The organism is Glycomyces halotolerans (assembly GCF_054779575.1).
This window is the reverse complement of the sequence record NZ_BAAGXZ010000017.1, coordinates 89,816-108,990: the sequence shown is the minus strand read 5'-3', so window position 1 is coordinate 108,990 and position 19,175 is coordinate 89,816. Positions and strand designations below refer to the sequence as shown.

19 protein-coding genes are annotated in these 19,175 nt (G+C 70.2%); 11 read left to right on the top strand and 8 right to left on the bottom strand.

Annotation, left to right across the window (positions count from 1 at the left end; genetic code table 11):
* Positions 1-448: VOC family protein (locus ACYVL2_RS14725; protein ID WP_460544605.1), on the bottom strand; the 448-nt coding region annotated here is incomplete at its 3' end.
* A gap of 62 nt (positions 449-510) precedes the next feature.
* Positions 511-1,710, bottom strand: coding sequence for a sulfotransferase family protein (locus ACYVL2_RS14720; RefSeq protein ID WP_460544603.1), 1,200 nt, complete (start codon positions 1,708-1,710; stop codon positions 511-513).
* A gap of 103 nt (positions 1,711-1,813) precedes the next feature.
* On the opposite strand from ACYVL2_RS14720, the gene ACYVL2_RS14715 reads away from it, so the two are divergent.
* The 3 genes from ACYVL2_RS14715 (at position 1,814) to ACYVL2_RS14705 (ending at position 4,303) form a co-directional block, all read left to right on the top strand.
* Positions 1,814-2,431 (top strand): class I SAM-dependent DNA methyltransferase, encoded by a 618-nt coding sequence (locus ACYVL2_RS14715; protein WP_460544601.1) that lies wholly within the window; start codon positions 1,814-1,816, stop codon positions 2,429-2,431.
* A gap of 120 nt (positions 2,432-2,551) precedes the next feature.
* A complete protein-coding gene (locus tag ACYVL2_RS14710) occupies positions 2,552-3,088 on the top strand; it encodes a tetratricopeptide repeat protein (RefSeq protein WP_460544599.1) in 537 nt (178 codons plus the stop codon).
* Positions 3,089-3,160: 72 nt separating this feature from the next.
* Positions 3,161-4,303, top strand: a complete 1,143-nt coding sequence (locus ACYVL2_RS14705) for an NUDIX hydrolase (RefSeq protein ID WP_460544597.1) — start codon at positions 3,161-3,163, stop codon at positions 4,301-4,303.
* 18 nt (positions 4,304-4,321) lie between these two features.
* Here the strand turns inward: ACYVL2_RS14705 and ACYVL2_RS14700 are convergent, their stop codons facing one another.
* Positions 4,322-4,939 carry a GyrI-like domain-containing protein gene (locus tag ACYVL2_RS14700; RefSeq protein ID WP_460544595.1) on the bottom strand — a complete coding sequence of 206 codons (618 nt, stop codon included), beginning with the start codon at positions 4,937-4,939 and terminating at the stop codon, positions 4,322-4,324.
* 114 nt (positions 4,940-5,053) lie between these two features.
* Here ACYVL2_RS14700 and ACYVL2_RS14695 point away from each other — a divergent pair, with 114 nt between their 5' ends.
* From ACYVL2_RS14695 to ACYVL2_RS14685, 3 genes are all read left to right on the top strand, one after another.
* Positions 5,054-5,875, top strand: coding sequence for an HAD family hydrolase (locus ACYVL2_RS14695; RefSeq protein WP_460544593.1), 822 nt, complete (start codon positions 5,054-5,056; stop codon positions 5,873-5,875).
* A 141-nt stretch (positions 5,876-6,016) separates the two neighbouring features.
* On the top strand, positions 6,017-8,011 hold the full coding sequence (locus ACYVL2_RS14690; RefSeq protein WP_460544591.1) for a GTP-binding protein: 1,995 nt from the start codon (positions 6,017-6,019) through the stop codon (positions 8,009-8,011).
* Between the two features lie 584 nt (positions 8,012-8,595).
* Positions 8,596-9,267 (top strand): NAD(P)-binding oxidoreductase, encoded by a 672-nt coding sequence (locus ACYVL2_RS14685; RefSeq protein ID WP_460544589.1) that lies wholly within the window; start codon positions 8,596-8,598, stop codon positions 9,265-9,267.
* Positions 9,268-9,283: 16 nt separating this feature from the next.
* On the opposite strand, the gene ACYVL2_RS14680 is transcribed toward ACYVL2_RS14685, so the two are convergent.
* Entirely contained in the window at positions 9,284-9,532 is a 249-nt protein-coding gene (locus ACYVL2_RS14680; RefSeq protein WP_460544587.1) for an SCO4848 family membrane protein, read from the bottom strand.
* Positions 9,533-9,730: 198 nt separating this feature from the next.
* Here ACYVL2_RS14680 and ACYVL2_RS14675 point away from each other — a divergent pair, with 198 nt between their 5' ends.
* Entirely contained in the window at positions 9,731-10,033 is a 303-nt protein-coding gene (locus ACYVL2_RS14675) for a hypothetical protein (protein ID WP_460544585.1), read from the top strand.
* A 141-nt stretch (positions 10,034-10,174) separates the two neighbouring features.
* Here ACYVL2_RS14675 and ACYVL2_RS14670 read toward each other — a convergent pair whose 3' ends face one another.
* Positions 10,175-11,782 carry a glucuronyl esterase domain-containing protein gene (locus tag ACYVL2_RS14670; protein ID WP_460544583.1) on the bottom strand — a complete coding sequence of 536 codons (1,608 nt, stop codon included), beginning with the start codon at positions 11,780-11,782 and terminating at the stop codon, positions 10,175-10,177.
* 707 nt (positions 11,783-12,489) lie between these two features.
* On the opposite strand from ACYVL2_RS14670, the gene ACYVL2_RS14665 reads away from it, so the two are divergent.
* The 4 genes from ACYVL2_RS14665 (at position 12,490) to ACYVL2_RS14650 (ending at position 16,525) form a co-directional block, all read left to right on the top strand.
* Entirely contained in the window at positions 12,490-14,358 is a 1,869-nt protein-coding gene (locus ACYVL2_RS14665; protein ID WP_460544581.1) for a hypothetical protein, read from the top strand.
* Between the two features lie 62 nt (positions 14,359-14,420).
* Positions 14,421-15,557 (top strand): class I SAM-dependent methyltransferase, encoded by a 1,137-nt coding sequence (locus ACYVL2_RS14660; RefSeq protein WP_460544579.1) that lies wholly within the window; start codon positions 14,421-14,423, stop codon positions 15,555-15,557.
* A gap of 77 nt (positions 15,558-15,634) precedes the next feature.
* Positions 15,635-15,838 carry a hypothetical protein gene (locus ACYVL2_RS14655; RefSeq protein WP_460544577.1) on the top strand — a complete coding sequence of 68 codons (204 nt, stop codon included), beginning with the start codon at positions 15,635-15,637 and terminating at the stop codon, positions 15,836-15,838.
* Between the two features lie 48 nt (positions 15,839-15,886).
* The gene (locus tag ACYVL2_RS14650; protein WP_460544575.1) at positions 15,887-16,525 is read left to right on the top strand and encodes a class I SAM-dependent methyltransferase; all 639 of its coding nucleotides are present in this window, start codon (positions 15,887-15,889) and stop codon (positions 16,523-16,525) included.
* Here ACYVL2_RS14650 and ACYVL2_RS14645 read toward each other — a convergent pair.
* The 3 genes from ACYVL2_RS14645 to ACYVL2_RS14635 form a co-directional block, all read right to left on the bottom strand.
* Positions 16,522-17,406 (bottom strand): hypothetical protein, encoded by an 885-nt coding sequence (locus tag ACYVL2_RS14645; protein WP_460544573.1) that lies wholly within the window; start codon positions 17,404-17,406, stop codon positions 16,522-16,524. The genes ACYVL2_RS14650 and ACYVL2_RS14645 overlap by 4 nt on opposite strands.
* 62 nt (positions 17,407-17,468) lie before the next feature.
* On the bottom strand, positions 17,469-17,981 hold the full coding sequence (locus ACYVL2_RS14640) for a macro domain-containing protein (protein ID WP_460544571.1): 513 nt from the start codon (positions 17,979-17,981) through the stop codon (positions 17,469-17,471).
* An 84-nt stretch (positions 17,982-18,065) separates the two neighbouring features.
* On the bottom strand, positions 18,066-19,043 hold the full coding sequence (locus ACYVL2_RS14635) for an aldo/keto reductase (RefSeq protein WP_460544569.1): 978 nt from the start codon (positions 19,041-19,043) through the stop codon (positions 18,066-18,068).
* Positions 19,044-19,175: the final 132 nt, after the last annotated feature.

Sequence of the window (19,175 nt, the reverse complement as noted above, 5' to 3'; positions counted from 1 at the left end):
GAAATACCACGCCAGAACCAACGGCATCGACCGGCGAACTTACAAGGCCACCCTCGACATCGTCGTCTTCGCAGACCCTTAACCGAACGGCATTGCGACTAGACCAGGACGAGGCAGAAGGGGTGTCCGGCCGGGTCGGCGAAGACCCGGAACTCCTCGCCGCCGGTGAGGCGCCGGGCGCCAGCACCCGCCGCTCGCCCTCGTCGAGGTCCTCGACCCGCACGTCGATGTGGACCTGCTGCGGCACCGCCCGGTCCGGCCAGGTCGGCGGCGCGAAGTCGTCGACCCGTTGGAAGGCGAACCCGGGCCGTCCGCCCGGCTCGCCGATGAACACCATGTCGCCGTACTCCGAGGGCGTCTCGACCATGCCGAGCAGCTCCCCGTAGAAAGCGGCCAGCGCCCGCGGTTCGGGGCAGTCGAAGATCATCACATGCCAGCTACCGATCATCCCCGCAGTCTCGCAGGCCGGTCCGACACGGCGCCCGGCATGATCACGAAGCCCGCTTCGGCTCAGCGCATCGCGCCGACCAGTCTCGAGTAGTCGCCGAAGGCGCGCTCGACCATGTCGTGGTCCAACCCGTAGCGGGCCAGCGAGTACTCGTGGACCCGCCGCATGCCCGGCCGCCGCAGCACTCCCGCGAGGTCGCCCTGCTCGTCGGTCCAGGGGAGATCCAGGGTCGCGAAGATCTTCGGCAGCATGCCGAACGGGTCCGCCGTCAACTGGTGGTACGACAGGTCGATCATCTGCTCCGGCGGGATGCCGGTGCGGGCCCGGCGTCCCTGCTCGACCATCCACGACAGCGTGTCCAGCCACCGCCGGCCGATCTGGAACGGGTCGTACGCCCGGTTGCACATCGCCGTGCCGGTCTCGACCAGCGAGCACCACGAGGCCATCACCGTCTGCGGGTCCCGGTGCGTCCACAGGATCGACGCGTCGGGGAAGACCTTCAAGAGCGCGTCGAGGTTGTGCAGGTGGAACGGGGATTTGAGCACCCAGCGGCACGGCCGGTCGCCGTGCTGGAGGACCTGGAGGAACTGTTTCAGGTAGGCGTAGTCCGGCACGAAGTCGCGCTGATCGAGCCAGTCGCGGTAGCCGGGCAGGTCGAACCGCGTCAGCCAGTGCAGCCCGTGGGGGAGGGCCAGCACGCATTCTTCGGGCGTGTCGGCACTGTTGGGGTGGATGATCGGCCACACCGGTGCGATGTACTTGACCGCCTTGGAGATCCGGTCGGCCTCCTTGATGCGACGCGCGCGCAGCTTCGGGTCGGCGTCGGCTCGGTCGGTCGAGCGGAACTCCCACAACATCGGAGCGCGGTTCCCCTCGGACGCGGCGAGCACCTTGTGCGCCAGCGTGGTCGCCGTCCGCGGCAGGCCCACGACCACGATCGGCCGGTCGATCGGCTCGTCGGCGATCTCCGGCGTCTCGTCGATCAGCCGCCTGATGCGCAACCGGTTCTCCAGGCGCACCCGCAGCTCGGCGGTCGTGGCCGTCCAGCCGAGGTACGAGATCGAGTCGGTTTCCGCGAAGCGGCGCAGCAGTCCCCTGAAGTCCTCGACGAACGCCGCGTCCTCGTCCGCCGGCGCGCCACCATGTACCTCGGCCTTGCGCAAGAGGCGTTCGAACGCGCGGTCCGGATCGCTGACGGCCCGCTTGAGCGCGGGCGAGGCCACGGCGTTCACCGGGCGGACCCAAAGGGCGATGCGTCGCATACCGGAGGTCCTCTCCAGGGCTGAGGGTACGAACGTGCCTCAGTCTCGCACACCGTGATCGGGTCCGAACCGGCCCGCCGAACCCGGTGCCATCATTCCGGGCATGGAATACGAAGCGATCAAACGCGATCTTCGCCGCGCCTACGACGCCGCGGCCGAGGAGCGCGACAACATGGCGGACGCGCCCTGGAAGCGGGAGGAACGCGTCGGCTTCCTGGGCCGGCTTCGCGAGTCGGGCGCCGCTCGTCTGCTGGAGATCGGCGCCGGACACGGCGTCAGCGGCCGCTACTTCGCCGACCAGGCCCTGACGGTCACCTGTGTCGACCTCTCGCCCGAACTGGTCGCCCGCTGCCGGGCCAAGGGGCTGGAGGCCGAGGTCATGGACTTCTGCGACCTGCGCTTTCCCGACGGCGCCTTCGAGGCCGTGTTCGCCATGAACTGCCTGCTGCACGTGCCGCGCGCCCATCTCGGAACCGCGCTCGACCAAGTGGAGCGGGTCCTGGCGCCCGGCGGCCTGTTCTATTGGGGACAGTATGGGGGCCAGGACACCGAACGCGTCTGGTCCGACGACCGCTGCGACCCGAAGCGGCTGTTCTCGCTGATGACCGCCGAGACGATGGAGCGGACGGCGGCCGAGCGCTTCGAGATCCTCGATCGGCGTGTCCGCGAACCGGATTACACCGAACTCGACTTCACCAGCCTGGTGCTGCGGCGACGCTGAACCGCTCCGACTCGATCAGTCGAGCGCCACCGGCGTGTCGGAAGTTACACTTCCGACAGCCGGGCGGCGGCGCCCCCGCCGACGGCCCGGCGGCGACTCGACCGAAATCGAGGAAGAGTGATGTCGGCAGTTCAATATCAAATAGCGGAGCTGATCGCGACCGGCAACGACGGACGCATGTACGCCACCGAGCCCGAGAAACTGCGGCGGCTCGTCGAGTCGGCGCTCGCCCGCGAGTCCGGGCTGGTCCAGCCCGCCCTGCGCCAAGTCGGCGTGGGACTGATCGTCCTCGGCGACTATCAACGCGCTCAGCGCATCCTGGGCAACGCCCTGTCCCAGGCCCGGTCACCTCTCGAGACCGTCGCGGCGCTCATCAACCTGGGCGACGCCCACCGGTACGGCGGCGACCTTAAGGGAGCCGAACCGAAGTACACCAAGGCCGTCGAGGTGGCCCGGTCGTCGTGCCCCGAAGTGCTCCACGTCGCGATGCAGCACTACGGCAAGCACCTGATCGACGCCCGCAAGCCCAGACGCGCCGCCGAGGTGCTCGAAGCGGTCCTCAAGATGCGCCAGAAGCTCGGCGACAAGGCCCTCATCGCCTCGACCCGCGATGCGCTCAACCTCGCCCGCGCCGCCGTCGGGCGCCGACGGGTGTGAAAGGAGCCCGAGGCCGCTGGGCCGCGCTCGCCGGTAGGGTCTGAGCCCGGAGCCGGCGAGCGAAGGAGCGCGATGGACCACCACGAAGCGGCTATCGGTCTGGCGAGACTGGCGCAGATGCTGCGAGCCGAGGCCGCCAACGGCCTGTTCTGGGGCGGCGACGACGAGGAGGCGGCGCGCCTGCGGCGGCTGCGGCGCCACGCCGCCGCCCTGCTGGCCGAGGTCGATCCGCGGCCGCGGCCGTTCATCGCGTCGGTCTTCGAGGCCGACGAGGGGCTGCGCACTCCCATGCCGGGGACCGAGCTGCGCATCCGGTGCGCCCGCGGCGAAAAGGTCGTCCAGCGCCGCCGCCTGCACCTCGGCGGACCCACGCTCCCGCGAACCCTGGAGAGCCTCGCCGCGGCGCTGCACGCCCCGGCCCCCACGCGAGCGGTCGGCATCGCCGACACCGATCTGGCCGGGCTGCCCTGTCCCCACACCTACCTGCTCGTCTACGAGATGGAGACCGACCTGACCGCCGTCGAGGTCCGCGAGCGACTGGACCCGAGCGACCCCGATCTCGCCGGCCCGATACCGAGCCTCGCGCCGGAGGCGAGCGCGGTCGCCGCCCATCGCGGCCCGCTGCCGGTCTCGCCCGCGGCCGCGGCGATCCTCGGCGAGGTCGCCGAGCTCGGCCGCGAAGGGCTGGCGGCCAATGAGAACTTCTACGCCTCCGAACGCCACGCCCGCGTGGTCGCACTGAGCCAGGACACCGTCGAGTCCCCGATCGCCTACCCGCGCATCGACTGCGGCGACATCGCCGTCGACTTCCTCGCGACCGGCGCCGACACCGCGATCTTCGACGACCGCGACCGCATGCTCCTCATCCGCCGCACCGACACCGGCCAGTGGGCGATGCCCGGAGGCGGCGCCGAGGTCGGCGAGACCGTCGGCGTCGCCGCGGTGCGCGAGGCCCTCGAGGAGACCGGCCTCGACATCGCGCTGACCGGCCTGGTCAGTGCCTTCGACAAGCGGGACTCGCACTACGGGGACTCGCGATTCCCCATCATCATGAGCTTCGCGGGCCGTATGAAGGACTCCGGTCAGCCTCTGGACCTCGCTGAACTCGAGGCCTCGGAGGCCCGCTGGATCGACCGTTCGGAAGTAGAGGACATCGACTTCTTCAGAGGCCACGAAGTGCGGGTGCCGGCCGCCTTCGCCGCGCACCACCGCTGAGCGGCCTCCCGCGATCCTTCACTCCCGCTTGCGGACCGGCTGCCGCAGCACCGTTCGCAGCCGCTCAGGGGCGGCCTTGCGCGGATCGCCGAGATAGACCTCGTGGTGCGTCCCGGTCGGCTCGAGTCCGCCGTCCGGCAGGAAGCGCTCATGCAGCTCCTCGAGCACCGGGGCCTCGTCGTCATAGGGCCCGATGTGGAGCACCTGCGCGCACAGTCCCTCCGCGAGGTCCTTTCGGTACACCGATGCGATCGCCGGAAGCCCCTTCTTCGCCGACGCGGCCGCCTTGGCCTCCTCGACCGCGTCGCCGCCGATCCATTCCGGCAGGCTGATCATCATCGTCCACTCCCACCGGTCCTTCTGCCCGGAGGCGAAGGCCCGCCAATCCTCCGACCACCACAACCCTTCGAGCGGTCCCACCACGAAGTCGCGGCCGGCGCGCTTGGAAGCGAACTTCATCGTGTACGCGACGGCATAGAGCGCCTCGACCGCCCGCCGATACTCGTCGGCCGTGTTCGGGTCGCCCCTGCCGTCGACGGCGATGAAACGCAGCTCGGGAACCTCCAGGACCTCCCATCCGGCACGCTTCGGCGCATAGAGCGCCGCGTATGCGCATTTGATGTCGTACGCGGTCATGACCGCCCCCTCCACTCGACCAGTCCGGGCGTCGGCCACGGTACCGACCGGGACCGACACCGCCCCGACGCATACGCGGTTGCCCCGCCGGTCCCAAGGCGCGATACTGAAGCCGTGCAACCACCAGCGGTCATAGCCTCCGATTTGGACGGCACTCTTCTCGACGGCGACGGCCGGGTCTCCGAGCGGACCCGCCACGCCCTCACAGCGGCACGCGACCGGGGCCTGGCGGTCGTCGCCGTCACCGCCCGCACCACCTACGGCGTCGACCGACTCGAGGACCTCGTGCCCCTCATCGACGCCGCCATCTGCGCGAACGGAGCGATCGAATACGTCCCCGCCGACGAGAAGAAGACGGTCTGGGGCCTGATCGAGCACGCCGCCGCCCGCGCCGTCTGCGCCGCGATGCAACGCCTCCTCCCCGAAGCCGCGATCGCCCTGGAGACCCCGACCGGCCAGATCGGCCACCGCCGCCACTTCGTCGACATCGTCGCCAGCACCCGCCACTGGGAGTTCATCGACTCGACCGAGGACATGCTCGACCGCGCCGAGACGATCGTCAAGATCAAGGCCTTCGACCCGGCCCGGACCTCCTACGAGATGCTCGAAGCCATCGCCGGCACCGAACTCGACGGCCTCGACATGTGCCACTGGGGCGACTTCGGCGTACTCGAGTTCAACGCCCCCGGAGTCAACAAGGCCTCCGGGCTCGAGCGCTGGTGCGCCGAACGCGGCGTCGGCCCCGACCAGGTCGTCGCCTTCGGCGACATGGTCAACGACGTGCCCATGCTCGCCTGGGCCGGCCGCTCCTACGCGGTCGAGGGCGCCCACCCCGACGCGCTGGCCGCGGCCCGCGGCGTCACCGCCGCCAACGTCGACGACGGCGTCGCCCTCGTGGTCGAGCGGCTCCTCGCGGAGCGCGGGGAACCGATCTGAGGCGGCGATATTCGCTTGCGGCCCCGCAGCGCCTCTGATCTACTCGGCCGCAGCGCCCACTCGTCGAAGGAGACACCATCATGCGGGAACAGTTCATGTCCATCCCGGAAGGAATCGTCGTCTACACGAAGGACATGACTGTTGGCCCGCACGCTCAACCTGGGAATCCTCGCCCATGTCGACGCCGGTAAGACCAGCCTGACCGAGCGGCTCCTGCACGAGGCGGGAGTCATCGAGCAGATCGGCAGCGTCGACCGCGGCAGTACGCAGACCGACTCGCTGGCGCTCGAACGCCGGCGCGGCATCACCATCAAATCGGCGGTGGTCTCCTTCGCCCTGGACGACCTCACCGTCAACCTCGTCGACACGCCCGGCCACCCCGACTTCATCGCCGAGGTCGAACGGGTACTCGGCGTGCTCGACGGCGCGATCCTGGTCGTCTCCGCCGTCGAAGGCGTCCAGGCGCAGACCCGGATCCTGATGCGGACCCTGCGGCGCCTGAACATCCCCACGCTCCTGTTCGTCAACAAGATCGACCGCGCCGGCGCCCGCTACGACGACCTCCTGGACGAGATCGCCCGGAGGCTGGAGCCCGCGGCGATCGCGATGGACACCGTCCAGCGAATCCACGGCCTGCGCGCCGGCGTCCGTTCCACGCCCCGAACCGGCGACGAATTCGCCGCCGAACTGACCGAACTGCTCGCCGACCACGACGAGTCCCTCCTCGAGGACTACGTGAGCGACGAGCGCGCGGTCGATCTCGAGCGACTCCGCACCGGACTCATCACCCAGACCCGCGCCGGACTGATCCACCCGGTCTACTTCGGATCGGCCATCACCGGGGCGGGCGTGGACGGCCTCATCGAAGACCTCCCGCACCTGCTGCCGGCCTCCGAACGCGATGCCGACGGCCCGGTGTCGGGCACGGTCTTCAAGATCGAGCGCGGACCGGCGGGTGAGAAGATCGCCTACGTCCGCCTGTTCTCCGGCACCGTCCGCGTGCGCGACCGCCTGCCGTACGGCGACGGCGACGAAGGCAAGGTGACCGCTATCAGCGTCTTCGAGGACGGCGCGGACGTTCGTCGCTCGACGGTCGCGGCCGGACGCATCGCGAAACTCTGGGGACTGAGCGAGGTGCGGGTCGGCGACGCCGTCGGAGTCGCGAAGCCCGCCGGCGGCGGACACTTCGCGCCGCCGACCCTCGAGACGATCGTCGTCCCTTCCACGCCGTCCCAGCGGGGAAGGCTGCACGCCGCGCTCACGCAGCTGGCCGAGCAGGACCCGCTGATCGACCTGCGCCATGACGCGACCCGCTCCGAACTGTCGGTCTCGCTCTACGGCGAGGTCCAGAAAGAGGTCATCGGCGCGACGCTCGCCGAGGAGTACGGTCTCGAGGTCGACTTCCGCGAGAGCACCACCATCTGCATCGAGCGGCCCGCCGGCTCGGGAGCGGCCGTGGAATTCATCGCGGGAGACTCCAACCCGTTCCTGGCGACCGTCGGCCTGCGAGTGGACCCCGCGCCGATCGGTTCGGGCATCGAGTTCCGGCTCGAAGTGGAGCTCGGATCGATGCCGCCGGCGTTCTTCGCCGCCGTCGAGGAGACCGTCCACCGGACCCTTCGCGAAGGCCTGCGAGGCTGGCAGGTCGCCGACTGCACCGTCACGATGACGCATTCGGGCTACTGGGCCCGCCAGAGCAGCGCTCACGGCGGCTTCGACAAGAGCATGTCGAGCACCGCGGGCGACTTCCGGGGCCTCACCGCGCTGGTGCTCATGGACGCGCTGCGTCTCGCCGGGACGGTGGTCCTCGAACCGATCCACCGCTTCCGGATCGAACTGCCCGCCTCCAGTCTCGGAGCGGTCCTGGCCGCGCTGTCGAAACTCCGCGCCGTCCCGGAAGCGCCGAGCGCACATGGCGGCGCCTGCGTACTGGAGGGCACGGTCCCCGCGGGCTCGGTCCACGCTCTAGAGCGGCGGATGCCGTCGCTCACCGGCGGAGAGGGGACGGTCGAATGCCGATTCGAGCGCTACGAGCCGGTCACCGGCGCCGTGCCGACCCGCCCGCGCACCGATCACAACCCCCTCGACCGCGAGCAGTACCTCTTGGCGGTGGTCCGCCGGGTCACCGGACGCTGAGACGACCGCGAGGAGACGGGACCAACGCGGGACGGCGGACCCCGACATGGCAGGGACCGGGGTCCGCCGCCCGTTGGTGAATTGTCGCTGTGCCGGCACCGCCCAAGGGTTGGGACTCAGACCATACCGGCACAGTCCAGGGGGTGTCCGCTGAAAGAAATTCCGGAAGTTTCGATCCTTAACCGGCTCATCTACCAGCGAGAAGCACAGACTAACACTGATGACACCCAAGGTAAAGACCGAAATTTCCGCGAACTTTCGGTGGCTCTCGGTAGGGAGACGGTTTGCTCTCTCCCGGCCCGGCGACCCCGATACTGCGGGCATGCGACCCCTCGAAGTCATCGCCACCGATCTCGACGGCACTCTGCTCGACAAGCCGAGGTCGACTGTCGCAGCGCTCTCAGAAGGCCCTGACGGCCGCCCGCGAACGCGGTGTCCTCGTCGTCGCCGTGACCGTCCGCGCCCCGCGCTCGATCGAGCGGCACACCGAACTCGCCGGCGCGGGCACTGGAATGGGGCTCGACTGAGGACGGAATTCCGGCGCATCGGTTCGCCGGGTCGGCGGTACGACTAGGCTGCGAAGGATGAACGTTGTCATCGCCGGAGGCCACGGAAAGATCGCGCTGCACCTGACCGAGATCATGGCCGGACGCGGCCACGCCGTCACCGGTCTGGTCCGCAATCCCGACCACGTCGAGGACATGGCGGCCGTCGGCGGCCGGGCCGTCGTGTGCGACCTCGAGCAGGCCGACGTCGAGCATGTCTCCGGTCTGCTGCGGGAGGTCGACGCGGTCGTGTTCGCCGCCGGGGCCGGCCCGGGCAGCGGCGCGGCCAGAAAGGACACCGTCGACCGCGCCGCCTCGGTGCTCATGGCCGACGCGGCCGAACGCGCCGGAGTCGGCCGGTTCGTCCAGATCTCGAGCATGGGCGCCGGGTCCGATCCCGACCCTTCCCGCGGTGACGTCTGGGTCGCCTACATCGAGGCCAAGACGCGCGCCGAAGAGGACCTTCGCTCACGCGACCTCGACTGGCTGATCGTCCGTCCGGGCCGGCTCACCGACGATCCGCCGACCGGCCGGGTCACGCTCTCCGACGAACCGGTGGAGCGGTCCGCGGTCACGCGCGCGGACGTCGCCGCCGTCATCGCCAAAGCCCTGGAGACGCCGATGCTGACGTGCCGCACCCTCGAACTGGTGAACGGCGAGAAGGACATCGACGAGGCCGTCGACGCCCTGGCCGACGACGAGGTGGAGTGAGCGGGCCCGCCCGGCCTCAGTTCTCGTCGGCGCGGCGAATCGCCAGGAGCCCGCGCAGTCCGATGGCGCCGATCGCAGTACCCAGCGCGAACGAGGTCACCGCCAGGGCCAGGTGCACCCAGAAGTAGGCGGTCGGGTCGCCGGCCCGGTCGAACGCGAGTCCGCTCGCGTCTTCGAAGAGGTTCTTCACGAACGTGGTCCATATGAACCAGGACCAGGCGCCGAAGGCGAGCAGGAACCAGGAGATCGGACGACTGAGCTTCATGCTTCCAGTATCCGGCCCTCCCCGCGCCTTTGCGCGGGGGTACGGATCGGACGCGTATCCGGGTACCACAAGCCGATCGGGACGTTTATGCTGTTATTGCGCAGTCCGGTATCACGCTGTGCGTCACTTGCGTGCATACGGTGGTCTGCGATGATGGAGACCGGAATGTCATCAATGCAAGGATTGGCTGGCCCGGACATGAGCCGACCTACACGATCGACGGCGCCGAAAGGCTACCCCGACCCGACGAACTCCGGATGGGTCCGCACCGAGGACCTGGAGTTCTCTGGATTCCACATAAGATTGACGGCCGCTCCGGGAGAGAAGATCGTCGAGGTGTGGGAGCTGGTCGACGGCGAGCCCAGTCGATGGTTCGGCAACGTGATCCGCATGGACGCCAGATCGCCGTCCTCCTACCTCAATTTCGAGTTCGAGAAGCGCCTGACCCGCGCCGAGCGCGATTCCCTGATCGCCCGCGCCACGAAGTTCTGGAAGTCCTGAGCCGCCGGGCGCTTCGACTCTCGTGACGCCGACGCCTCCGCCGTTCAACGCGCGGCGGTGCGACCGATTCGGCCATTCCTCGACATGACGGACGGGCCCGGCACCGGTCGACCGGTGCCGGGCCCGCTCATCGATGGGTCGTTATCCGGAGGTGCAGGTCACCGTCGGCGACGTCGCCGACCCGGAGCCGATGAAGCCCCAGGCGTTGATGGTCTGCCCCGCGGCGATATTGCCGTTCCAGCCCACGTCGCTCGCCGTCACCGTCGAACCGCTGGTGCTGACTTGCGCGTTCCAGGAACTGGAGATGGACTGGCCTCCCGGCCAGGTCCAGGTGAGCGTCCAACCGTTCACCGAGCCGCTGCCGGCGGTGATGTTGACGTTGCCCTGCCAGCCCGAGCCCCAGTCGTTGACCACATCGATCTCAGCCGTGCATCCCGAGCCGGTCGGGGGTGTGGTGGGGTCGTCTGGCGGTGTGGTCGGGTCGTCCGGCGTGGTGGGGTCGTCGGGTGTGGTCGGGTCGTCTGGCGGTGTGGTCGGGTCGTCCGGCGTGGTGGGGTCGTCGGGGTTGTCGTCGGTGAGGGCGGGGGTGGTCCAGTTGCGCCATTGTCCGAGGTTGCCGGCGTTGCTGGAGTGGGCGTTGTAGACCCCGGGCGGGTTGCCGTCGCAGTGGAGGAACGCCTGGATCGATTGGCCGATCAGGGTGGACCAGGCCGTGCGGTTGGCGCAGTGGGTGCCGTCGGAGACGTTGGAGTGGTAGGAGATGTTGTCCTCGGCGCCCAGGGCGCGGTAGACCTCGGCCCCGCCCAGGGAAGCGACCGAACCCGATTGCGCGCCGAGCCAGTCGACGTGGGGGTTCTCCATGACCAGCAGGCCGCGGGGGGCGATCATGCCCACGATCTGGTGGGTGTCGACCGGCAGGCCGTTGGGGTTGGAGGTGTAGTCGCCGAAGGCGTCGCCGAGCCAGGGTTGTTCGCCGTAAGCGCTGGACAGGCCTTGGGCACCGCTTTCCTGGGCGACGGCGCGGAAGGCCGGGACGCCGCCGGTACCGGATTCGATGGGCATGGTCAGGTCGATGCGCTGGTCGAACGCGCCGGCGACGAAGGCGCCTTTGCCGTAGCGCGAGCAGCCGGTCACGCCGGTGCCGCTGGTGAGGATGTCGCCGCCGGATTGTTCGATGACGTCGATGATGCGCGAGACGCCCCAGGCCTGGGCCATGAGGATCCCGGTCGAGGAGCCGGACCCGTAGAGGTCGTAGAAGGCGCCTTGTTTGTTGGAGCGGGAGGTTTCGGCGCCGACGGTGCCGGGGTCGAAGTTGATGACCGCGGCGCCGGCGTTCTGGATGGCGGCGGTGTCGGCGCCGAAGCCGCCGTAGACGATGACCGCCGGGAACGGCCCCGAACCGCCGGGGAGGTCGACCGAGGCCGAGAAGCTGGTCGAGCGTCCTTGGTCGGACACGTTCACGGTGATGTTCGAGGAGGTCACGGTGCCCGAGACGCTGGCCGGGGGTGCGGGTTTGTCGCCGTAGACGGCGCGTTCGGCCAGTTCCTTGATTTCGGCGCGGCGGCATTCCCATTGGCCGGTGGTCGACACGCGGGAGCCGTCGAGGCGGGTGAACGGGTCGGGCAGTTGCGCATTCGACGGGGTCGAGCCGGGGAGGTTCACGTCGCAGTGCGCGCCGTCGAACTCGGAAGAAGAGCTGACCTGCGCCAGCGCTGTCGGGGCGTGGGAGTCGGCGGCCTGCGCGGTCATGACACGAGGGGCCAACGACACCGCCCCCGCCACCGCCAACGCCGCCGACACGACAAGCGCGAAACGGAATTTCGAGCGGCCCAATCTGGTATTCACTTTGGGCTCCTTTCGGTTAGGGATGAGGTCTCGATAGAGAGTGTTCGTGATCGAGCGATTTTCAGTGAATCGGCAACACCACCCGAGGTCGTCGGTGCGGGATCACCGGCCGGCGACTTGGGCGGCGGTCGGCGGCACGGCGCCTGGTCGACGCCGCGCGAGGTCACGCCAGAGGGGACACGGCGCGGACGGTCGTCCTCGGCACGGCGGGTCGAAGCTGAGGGAGCGCTCCAACGGGGCGCGAGGGCCGGGGTCTGCTCGATGGCGCCATGGCGAGGTCCTTGTCTGGCCAGCGGTGACAGTCCATCATCGACGGTGAAGGGGGTCGCGGCGGATTCACCGCGCGGACCGGCGTCAACGGTCGGACCACTCGTTCCGAAAATTCCATTGAAAGTTTCAGTGAGGGTCCTCGAAGTATACATCGACTGATATCGATGCACAAGTGGTGCGCTCCGTCCCTCGCGGCGACGCCTTCGCCTGGCGTGCAAGCGACAACGCGGTCGCCGTGACACCGGTTCGCCAGACTGTCCCTATAGAACTTGAGGGAAGGAACGCGAGAAGTCTTGCAGTAGCATGTTGCCTCAACGTCGAACGGACACAGCGGAGGCACCATGACGCAGTACTTCCAGGCCGTCCTCCGCGACTCCGGCGACCGGCTCGGCCCCCGGCTGCGACGATGCTTCGCCGCCTGGGCCGACATCGACGACGACGGCGCCTCACACCTCGAGCGCTCCCGCGGCCGCACCCGCGTCATCTTGGCCGACAACGAATCATGCGGACGCTACACCAAGGACATCCCCACCGGCGCGGGCCGACTCCGCACCACCGCCACCTGGGCCCGAGGCAGACGCCCCGCCGACAGCTGGACCGCCTTCACCGTCGAAGGCGAGCTGTCCCCGGACGCCGAACCGGTGCGCGCCCCTTCGCTGATCACCAGGTTCCTCGAGACCACTCGCGCCACCGACGGCGCCGTCCCCGTCGAAGCCGCGCCCCATGTCGTCGGCCCCGACGAGGTCGGCCTCCTCACCTCCTGGCTCGCACACGCCAAACGCAGCGTGCCCGTCATCGTCCTCACCGTCGACCGCGCCGACCCCGACACCGTCGACGCCCACGCCCGCCATCTCGCCGAGAACCTCGCCGGCATCGCGATCGTGGTGCGACTGTTCGACGTCCGCACCCAAGACGTCCTCAACCGGCGCCTGGGCGAGGACCTCACCGTCTTCGGCGGCGGCCTGCGCACCTACCTCCCCGGCCTCAAGCCCGGCGACGAGCCCTACCCCGGACGCCATCCCGTCCGCGGGGGAGGAGCCATCCGGGACCAAGGCGTCCGAGCCCTCGAAGTCGTCATCGACGGCGTCATCGAGCTGGCCGTCCGCCGCCCCCTTCCCGCCGACGTCCGACACGCCGACGCCCGCGTCACCGCCATCCTCGCCGGCCGCGCCGGACCCGAGCATCTCCATGCCGCCGTCCCCACACCCGCCGAACTCGCGCGCGCCCGCACCGCCCGGGATCCGGAACCGGTCGAGCCCGAACCGACGGACGAGCCGCGGGTCGCCCCGCCCGCGACCCCGATGGCCGAACCCGACTCCGTCTCCCACATCGCCGAGCGCGTCTCCGAACGGGTCACCGACAACCTCGCCGACGGCATCCTCGAAGCACTGGTCGACATGGCCCGCGGCGGAGACTCGGAGACGACCGGGCTCATCCGCTCCATGTCCGCGCACCTGGCCGCACTCACCCGCGCCGTCGAGGACACCGGCCTGCTCGACGAACGCACCGGCGACCACGATCGGCGCAAACGCGACCTGGAGCGACTCCGCAAGGACTACAGCCAGCTCGAACTCGACTACGAGCTGCTGCTGGAGGACGAGCGCCGCGCCCAGGAGCGCATCCGCTGGCTCGAGAGCCGATTGGCCGAGCGCGCCGACCCGGTCTACGGCGTCGACGCCCCCGCCGAGACGGCCGATCCTCCCGCCGAGGCCGACAGCCTCATGGCCGTCATCCTGCGCGCCCGCGCGAACCTCGACCACGTCGACCTGCCCGAGACGCTCGACCCCGAGGTCGCCAAGCTCGACATCACCTACCCGCGCATGTGCCGACGATGGACCGGGAAGGCCTGGGACGCGCTGCGCGCACTCGACGCCTACGCCGCCGCCCGCGCCGAGGGCAAGTTCACCGGCGGATTCTACGACTGGTGCGGCCGGCCCCTGCCCGGCGAGCCGGCCATCACCCCCACCATGGTGTCCATGAAGGAATCCGACAGCGTGACCGGCAGGCCCAAGTTCCGCGAGGCCCGCACCTTCCGCGTCCCCACCGAAGTCGAGCCCTCCGGCCGCGTCTACATGCCGTCCCACATCAAGCTCCGGCGCGTCGGCTCGCCCGCGCCGCGCATGCACTTCCTCGACGACGCCGGCGGCTCCACCGGCAAGATCTGGGTCGGCTACCTCGGCGACCACCTCCCCAACACCCGCACGAACTGAGCGACCCGCCCTCCGCCCGCGCCGCCGGTGAATCACCCTGGGGAACGCCGAATGCGCGTAACGTGATCGGCAGACCTGCCGCGGCCCTCGAGCATCCCCGTACGGAGCGCATCATGGACACCGGAGCGACCGACCCCCGCGAAGCGTTCGGCGAACGCCTCATCGAAGACGTCACCCGCGCACTGGAGACGCTCAGCGTCTACCTCGGCGCGAAACTCGGCCTCTACCGCCGCCTCGCCGAACTCGGCGACGCCGACGCCGCCGAACTGGCCGCCGCGGCCGGCATCGACCCCCGCTACGCCCGCGAATGGCTCGAGCACCAGACCACCGCCGACTACCTCGCCTGCGACGACACGGCCGCGTCGGCCGACGAGCGACGCTACCGCCTGCCGCCGACCCACGCCGAGGTCCTCACCGACGGCGACAGCCCGTTCCACACCATGCCCGCCGTGCTCATGTACGGCGGCGTCACCGGCGTGCTGCCGCAGCTGCTCGACGCCTACCGCAGCGGCGCGGGCGTCCCCTACGCCGACTACGGCGAGGACATCCGGCGCGGCATCGCCACGCTCAACCGGCCGATGTTCCTCCACGAGCTGCGCGACTGGCTCGCCGCCGTGCCCGAAGTCGACCGGCGGCTGCGCGAGTACCGCGCCCCGCGCATCCTCGACCTCGGCTGCGGCTGCGGCCACTCGACGCTCGCGCTCGCCCGCGCCTATCCGAACGCAGCGGTGCTCGGCGTCGACCTCGACGAGGAGTCGGTCGCCGAAGCCCGCGCCGCCGCCGACGAGGCCGCCCTCGCCGACCGGGTCGCATTCCTCGACGCGGACGCCGCGGCCCTCGACCCCGAGGAGCCGTTCGACCTCATCACCGTCTTCGAGGCCCTTCACGACATGGGAGACCCGGCGGGCGTCCTGCGCACCGCCAGGGAGCGGCTCGCCGAAGGCGGCAGCGTGCTCGTCGCCGACGAGCGGGTCGCCGACGACCTGGCGGCCCCGGGCGAACTGCTCGAACGCTTCCAGTTCGGCTGGAGCGTCCTGCACTGCCTTCCGGCGACGCTCGCCGAAGCGCCGGTCGAGGCCAACGGCACCATGCTCCGGTCCTCCACCGTCGAGCGCTGGGCGGGCGAGGCGGGCTTCGCCGAGTTCCGCATCGCCCCGATCGAGAACGATTTCTGGCGGTTCTACCTCATGCGCTGCTGAAACGCCGCTGCGGCTCCTCGCCTCGCCATCACCGAGCCGGCTCGATAGGCTCGGGGAGGCACCTTGGAAGGAGTCGAATGCGGCTGATGCAGCTCATGCAGCGGTACTCGCGGTGGATCGCGCTGCTCGTGGTCGTCGCCATGGCCTCGCCGTTCCTCGCGCAGGGCCTGGGCGCACTGCTCTCGATCGAGCCGATGTACGTGGCCGCCGCCCTGCTGCTGGTCACCGTCCTGCTGGTCGTGGGACTGGCCCGACCCAGCGAAGGCGGCGAAGAAGAATGAGCCGCCCGAACTCGAACGCGACGCGAGGCGACGAGGGACAATAGGCGCATGGGCCACCGACGGCACCGACTCTTCGCCCGGCTCTACCCCCGCGTATCGGAATCCATGGACGAAGGCGGGTTCGACCGCCAGCGCGACTCGCTCCTTTCCGGCGTGCACGGGCGCGTCCTCGAGATCGGCTGCGGCCACGGCGCCAACTTCCCGCACTACGTAGGCCGGGCCGACGAGGTCGTCGCCGTCGAACCGGAGCCGCACATGCGCCGCCTGGCTGGCGACCGCGCCCGCGACCTCGGGCTGCCGGCGACCGTCCTGGACGCCACCGCCGAAGCGCTCCCGTCGGCCGACGCCGAATTCGACACCGCGGTCGCCACGCTGGTGCTCTGCTCGGTCGACGACCAGGCCCGAGCGCTGGCCGAGGTCGCGAGAGTCCTCAAGCCGGGCGGTCAGCTGCGGTGCTTCGAGCACGTGGGCGCCTCGAGCAGCCGCGTCCGACTCGCCGAGCGGGTCTTCGACACGGTCCTGTGGTCCCACCTGTTCGGCGGCTGCCACCTGGCCCGCGACACCGAAGCGGCCATCGAGGGCGCCGGTTTCGACACCGGCGGCCTCGAAGTCGGGCGGGTCCCCGGGATGCCGTTCCCGCTGTCGCTCAGCCCGCACGTGGTGGGGACCGCCCGCAAACCGGCCTAGGCGATCCTGCCGTACGCCCGCAGCGTCTTGAGCCGCGCCAAGGTCAGATAGCCGCCCCATTCGTGCGCGACCGCGGGCGTCCACATCTCGAAGTTCGGCCCCCAGGCGCCGTCATGCCGCTGAGCGTCCACGAGCGCGTCCAAGTGCAGATCGATCTCGGCGTCGGTGAACAGCCGCCGAGCCGCCGAGCCCGGGTCCGGCGCCAGATCGAGCGGCGAGTGGACGTGGCCGGGCGCATGCGGGTCGATCGCGGCGGCCGCCCGCAGCGAATCGCCGAGGCGCACCAGTTCCGCTTCGGCTCGCTCGCGGTCGGGGACCCGTTCCAGGAACGCCAGGAGGCAGAGCGCGTCATAGGCGCCGATCTCGGTCATCCCGGCTATCTGCTTCCAGCAGAACTCGGTCGCGCGTTCCAGCCACGGATGCTCGACGCCGTGCCGGTGCAGCAGTCCGGCGATCGGGGCGGTCGGGTTGAGCGCGGCCGGCGGCGCGGCGACGCTCTCCCCCTGCGGCTGCCACCACGGTGCGCGCTCGCTCTCGACCACGTTCGCCAGGACCCACGGCACCCCGCCCTCCTCGGTCGTGTGCGTCACGAGCCAGTCGCAGGCCGGGCGCACCATCGGGTCGTCGAAGCCCCCGATCTCATCGAGGATCCAGAAGGCGATCTCGATCTGCTGCGGCTGTGCCGCCGCCCCGCGCAAGTCCGGTTCGAGCGCGTGCCCGAAGCCGCCGTCGTCGGTCCGATAGGCGCGGAGCGCGTCGCGCACCGGACCGGGATCGGCTCCGTAGAAGAGGTGCTCGTAGCGGCGCCGCTCGATGATCCTCGCGCTGCGGACCAGGTACCGCTCCGCGGCGGCGAATGCCGCCGCGTCCAGTCGTTTCATGCTTGCCCCTTCGGTCGGTGTCGGTGCGCCCGACGATAGCGGCCGGGTCCGACACCGGCCGCTCACTCCCTCGGCTCGTAGTTCTCGAAGGCGGCCAGGACCTCGGGGTCCATCAGCACGAAGCGAATGTTCACTACGGCGGTGTCGGCCGAGGTCACCGTGTCGATGGCGATCCGGGCGGCCGAATCGGCCGGCCACCCGTAGACCCCGGCCGACACCGCCGGGAACGCGATCGAGTCCGCCCCCAGGTTGTCGGCCACCCGCAGCGATTCGCGGTAGCAGGACGCCAGCTCCTCCGAGCGGTCCTCCCCGGCCGAGTAGACCGGTCCGACGGTGTGGATCACCCAGCGCGCCGGGAGCTTTCCGGCGGTCGTGGCCACGGCCTGCCCGGTCGGGAGCCCGTCGGGGAACTGCGAGGAGCGCAACTGCCGGCACTCCTCGAGGATCGCCGGGCCGCCGCGGCGGTGGATCGCCCCGTCCACGCCTCCGCCGCCCATCAGAGACGAATTGGCGGCGTTGACGATCGCGTCGACGCGCTGCTGGGTGATGTCGCCGCTGATGATCGATAGGGCCATACCGGCATTGAAACATGCGACTGGTCCCGGCGGGTCCGGGCGCCCGATTTGACCCGTGCCGACGTCCGCGGCCCCGCACGGGACCTACCAGCGGTCGTGTACCTGCGGCCGGATGAACTCGTCGTAGACGGCCGCGACCTCGGCGTGCACCTCGCTCGACAAGGGAGCGAAGTCCGCCGCCGCGGCGTTCGCCTCGGCCTGGGAGGCGTTGCGGGCGCCCGGAATGACCACCGAAACCCCGCGCTGGTCGAGAATCCAGCGCAGCGCGAACTGCGCCATGGTCATGCCCTCGGGCACCAGCGGGCGCAACCGCTCCACAGCGGCCAGCCCGGTCTCGAAGTCCACGCCCGCGAACGTCTCGCCGACGTCGAAGGCCTCGCCCCGCCGGTTGAAACTCCGGTGGTCGTCCTCGGAGAACGCGGTCTCGGCGGTGTACTTGCCCGACAGCAGCCCCGACGCCAGCGGGACCCGCGCGATGATGCCGACACCGGCCTTCTCGGCGGCGGGCAGGACCGCGTCGAGCGGCTTCTGCCGGAACGGGTTGAGGATGATCTGCACCGTGGCCACGTTCGGCCGCTCGATCGCGGCGAGGGCCTGGTCGCAGGTCTCCACGCTCACCCCGTAGGCCCGCATCCGGCCCTGTTCGACCATCCGGTCGAGCGCGTCGAAGACCGCGTCGGAGTGGAGGACGGGCGTCGGCGGGCAGTGCAGCTGCACCAGGTCGACGGTGTCGACGCCGAGGTTCGAGCGGGAGTCGTCGTTCCAGGTCCGGAAGTTGTCCGGGTTGTAGTTCTCCGGGTCCTGCGCCGCGCGGCGCCCCATCTTGGTGGCCACGGTCAGGCCCTCGTGGCGCTCGAGCAGCTCGCCGATGAAGCGCTCGGAGCGGCCGTCGCCGTAGACGTCGGCGGTGTCGAAGAAGTTCACTCCCGCCCCGATCGCCGCCTCGAGGGCGGCGTCGGCGTCCTCGTCCGACACCTCGCCCCAGGCCGCGCCGATCTGCCAGGCCCCGAAGCCGACGACGCCGACGGGGGTGCGGGTTCTGCCGAGTATCCGTTGTTCCATGCCGCGAGCATAGCCGCGAGCGGGTATCGTCCAATCGCCTCATCTGAAACGCCCGGATCTCGGATTCGGGAGCCGTTCGGCGAGCGCGTGCCTTCATCTAACCCATTTACAAAGGGGCGCGTCCGACGTACG

Coding starts and splice junctions, on each gene's coding strand:
- ACYVL2_RS14700 (WP_460544595.1), bottom strand. CDS start 4,939: ATGACCGCGTACGACATCAAATGCGCATACGCGGCGCTCTATGCGCCG.
- ACYVL2_RS14665 (WP_460544581.1), top strand. CDS start 12,490: ATGACGCAGTACTTCCAGGCCGTCCTCCGCGACTCCGGCGACCGGCTC.
- ACYVL2_RS14675 (WP_460544585.1), top strand. CDS start 9,731: ATGAGCCGACCTACACGATCGACGGCGCCGAAAGGCTACCCCGACCCG.
- ACYVL2_RS14640 (WP_460544571.1), bottom strand. CDS start 17,981: ATGGCCCTATCGATCATCAGCGGCGACATCACCCAGCAGCGCGTCGAC.
- ACYVL2_RS14710 (WP_460544599.1), top strand. CDS start 2,552: ATGTCGGCAGTTCAATATCAAATAGCGGAGCTGATCGCGACCGGCAAC.
- ACYVL2_RS14720 (WP_460544603.1), bottom strand. CDS start 1,710: ATGCGACGCATCGCCCTTTGGGTCCGCCCGGTGAACGCCGTGGCCTCG.
- ACYVL2_RS14715 (WP_460544601.1), top strand. CDS start 1,814: ATGGAATACGAAGCGATCAAACGCGATCTTCGCCGCGCCTACGACGCC.
- ACYVL2_RS14680 (WP_460544587.1), bottom strand. CDS start 9,532: ATGAAGCTCAGTCGTCCGATCTCCTGGTTCCTGCTCGCCTTCGGCGCC.
- ACYVL2_RS14635 (WP_460544569.1), bottom strand. CDS start 19,043: ATGGAACAACGGATACTCGGCAGAACCCGCACCCCCGTCGGCGTCGTC.
- ACYVL2_RS14705 (WP_460544597.1), top strand. CDS start 3,161: ATGGACCACCACGAAGCGGCTATCGGTCTGGCGAGACTGGCGCAGATG.
- ACYVL2_RS14670 (WP_460544583.1), bottom strand. CDS start 11,782: ATGACCGCGCAGGCCGCCGACTCCCACGCCCCGACAGCGCTGGCGCAG.
- ACYVL2_RS14645 (WP_460544573.1), bottom strand. CDS start 17,406: ATGAAACGACTGGACGCGGCGGCATTCGCCGCCGCGGAGCGGTACCTG.
- ACYVL2_RS14655 (WP_460544577.1), top strand. CDS start 15,635: ATGCGGCTGATGCAGCTCATGCAGCGGTACTCGCGGTGGATCGCGCTG.
- ACYVL2_RS14685 (WP_460544589.1), top strand. CDS start 8,596: ATGAACGTTGTCATCGCCGGAGGCCACGGAAAGATCGCGCTGCACCTG.
- ACYVL2_RS14650 (WP_460544575.1), top strand. CDS start 15,887: ATGGGCCACCGACGGCACCGACTCTTCGCCCGGCTCTACCCCCGCGTA.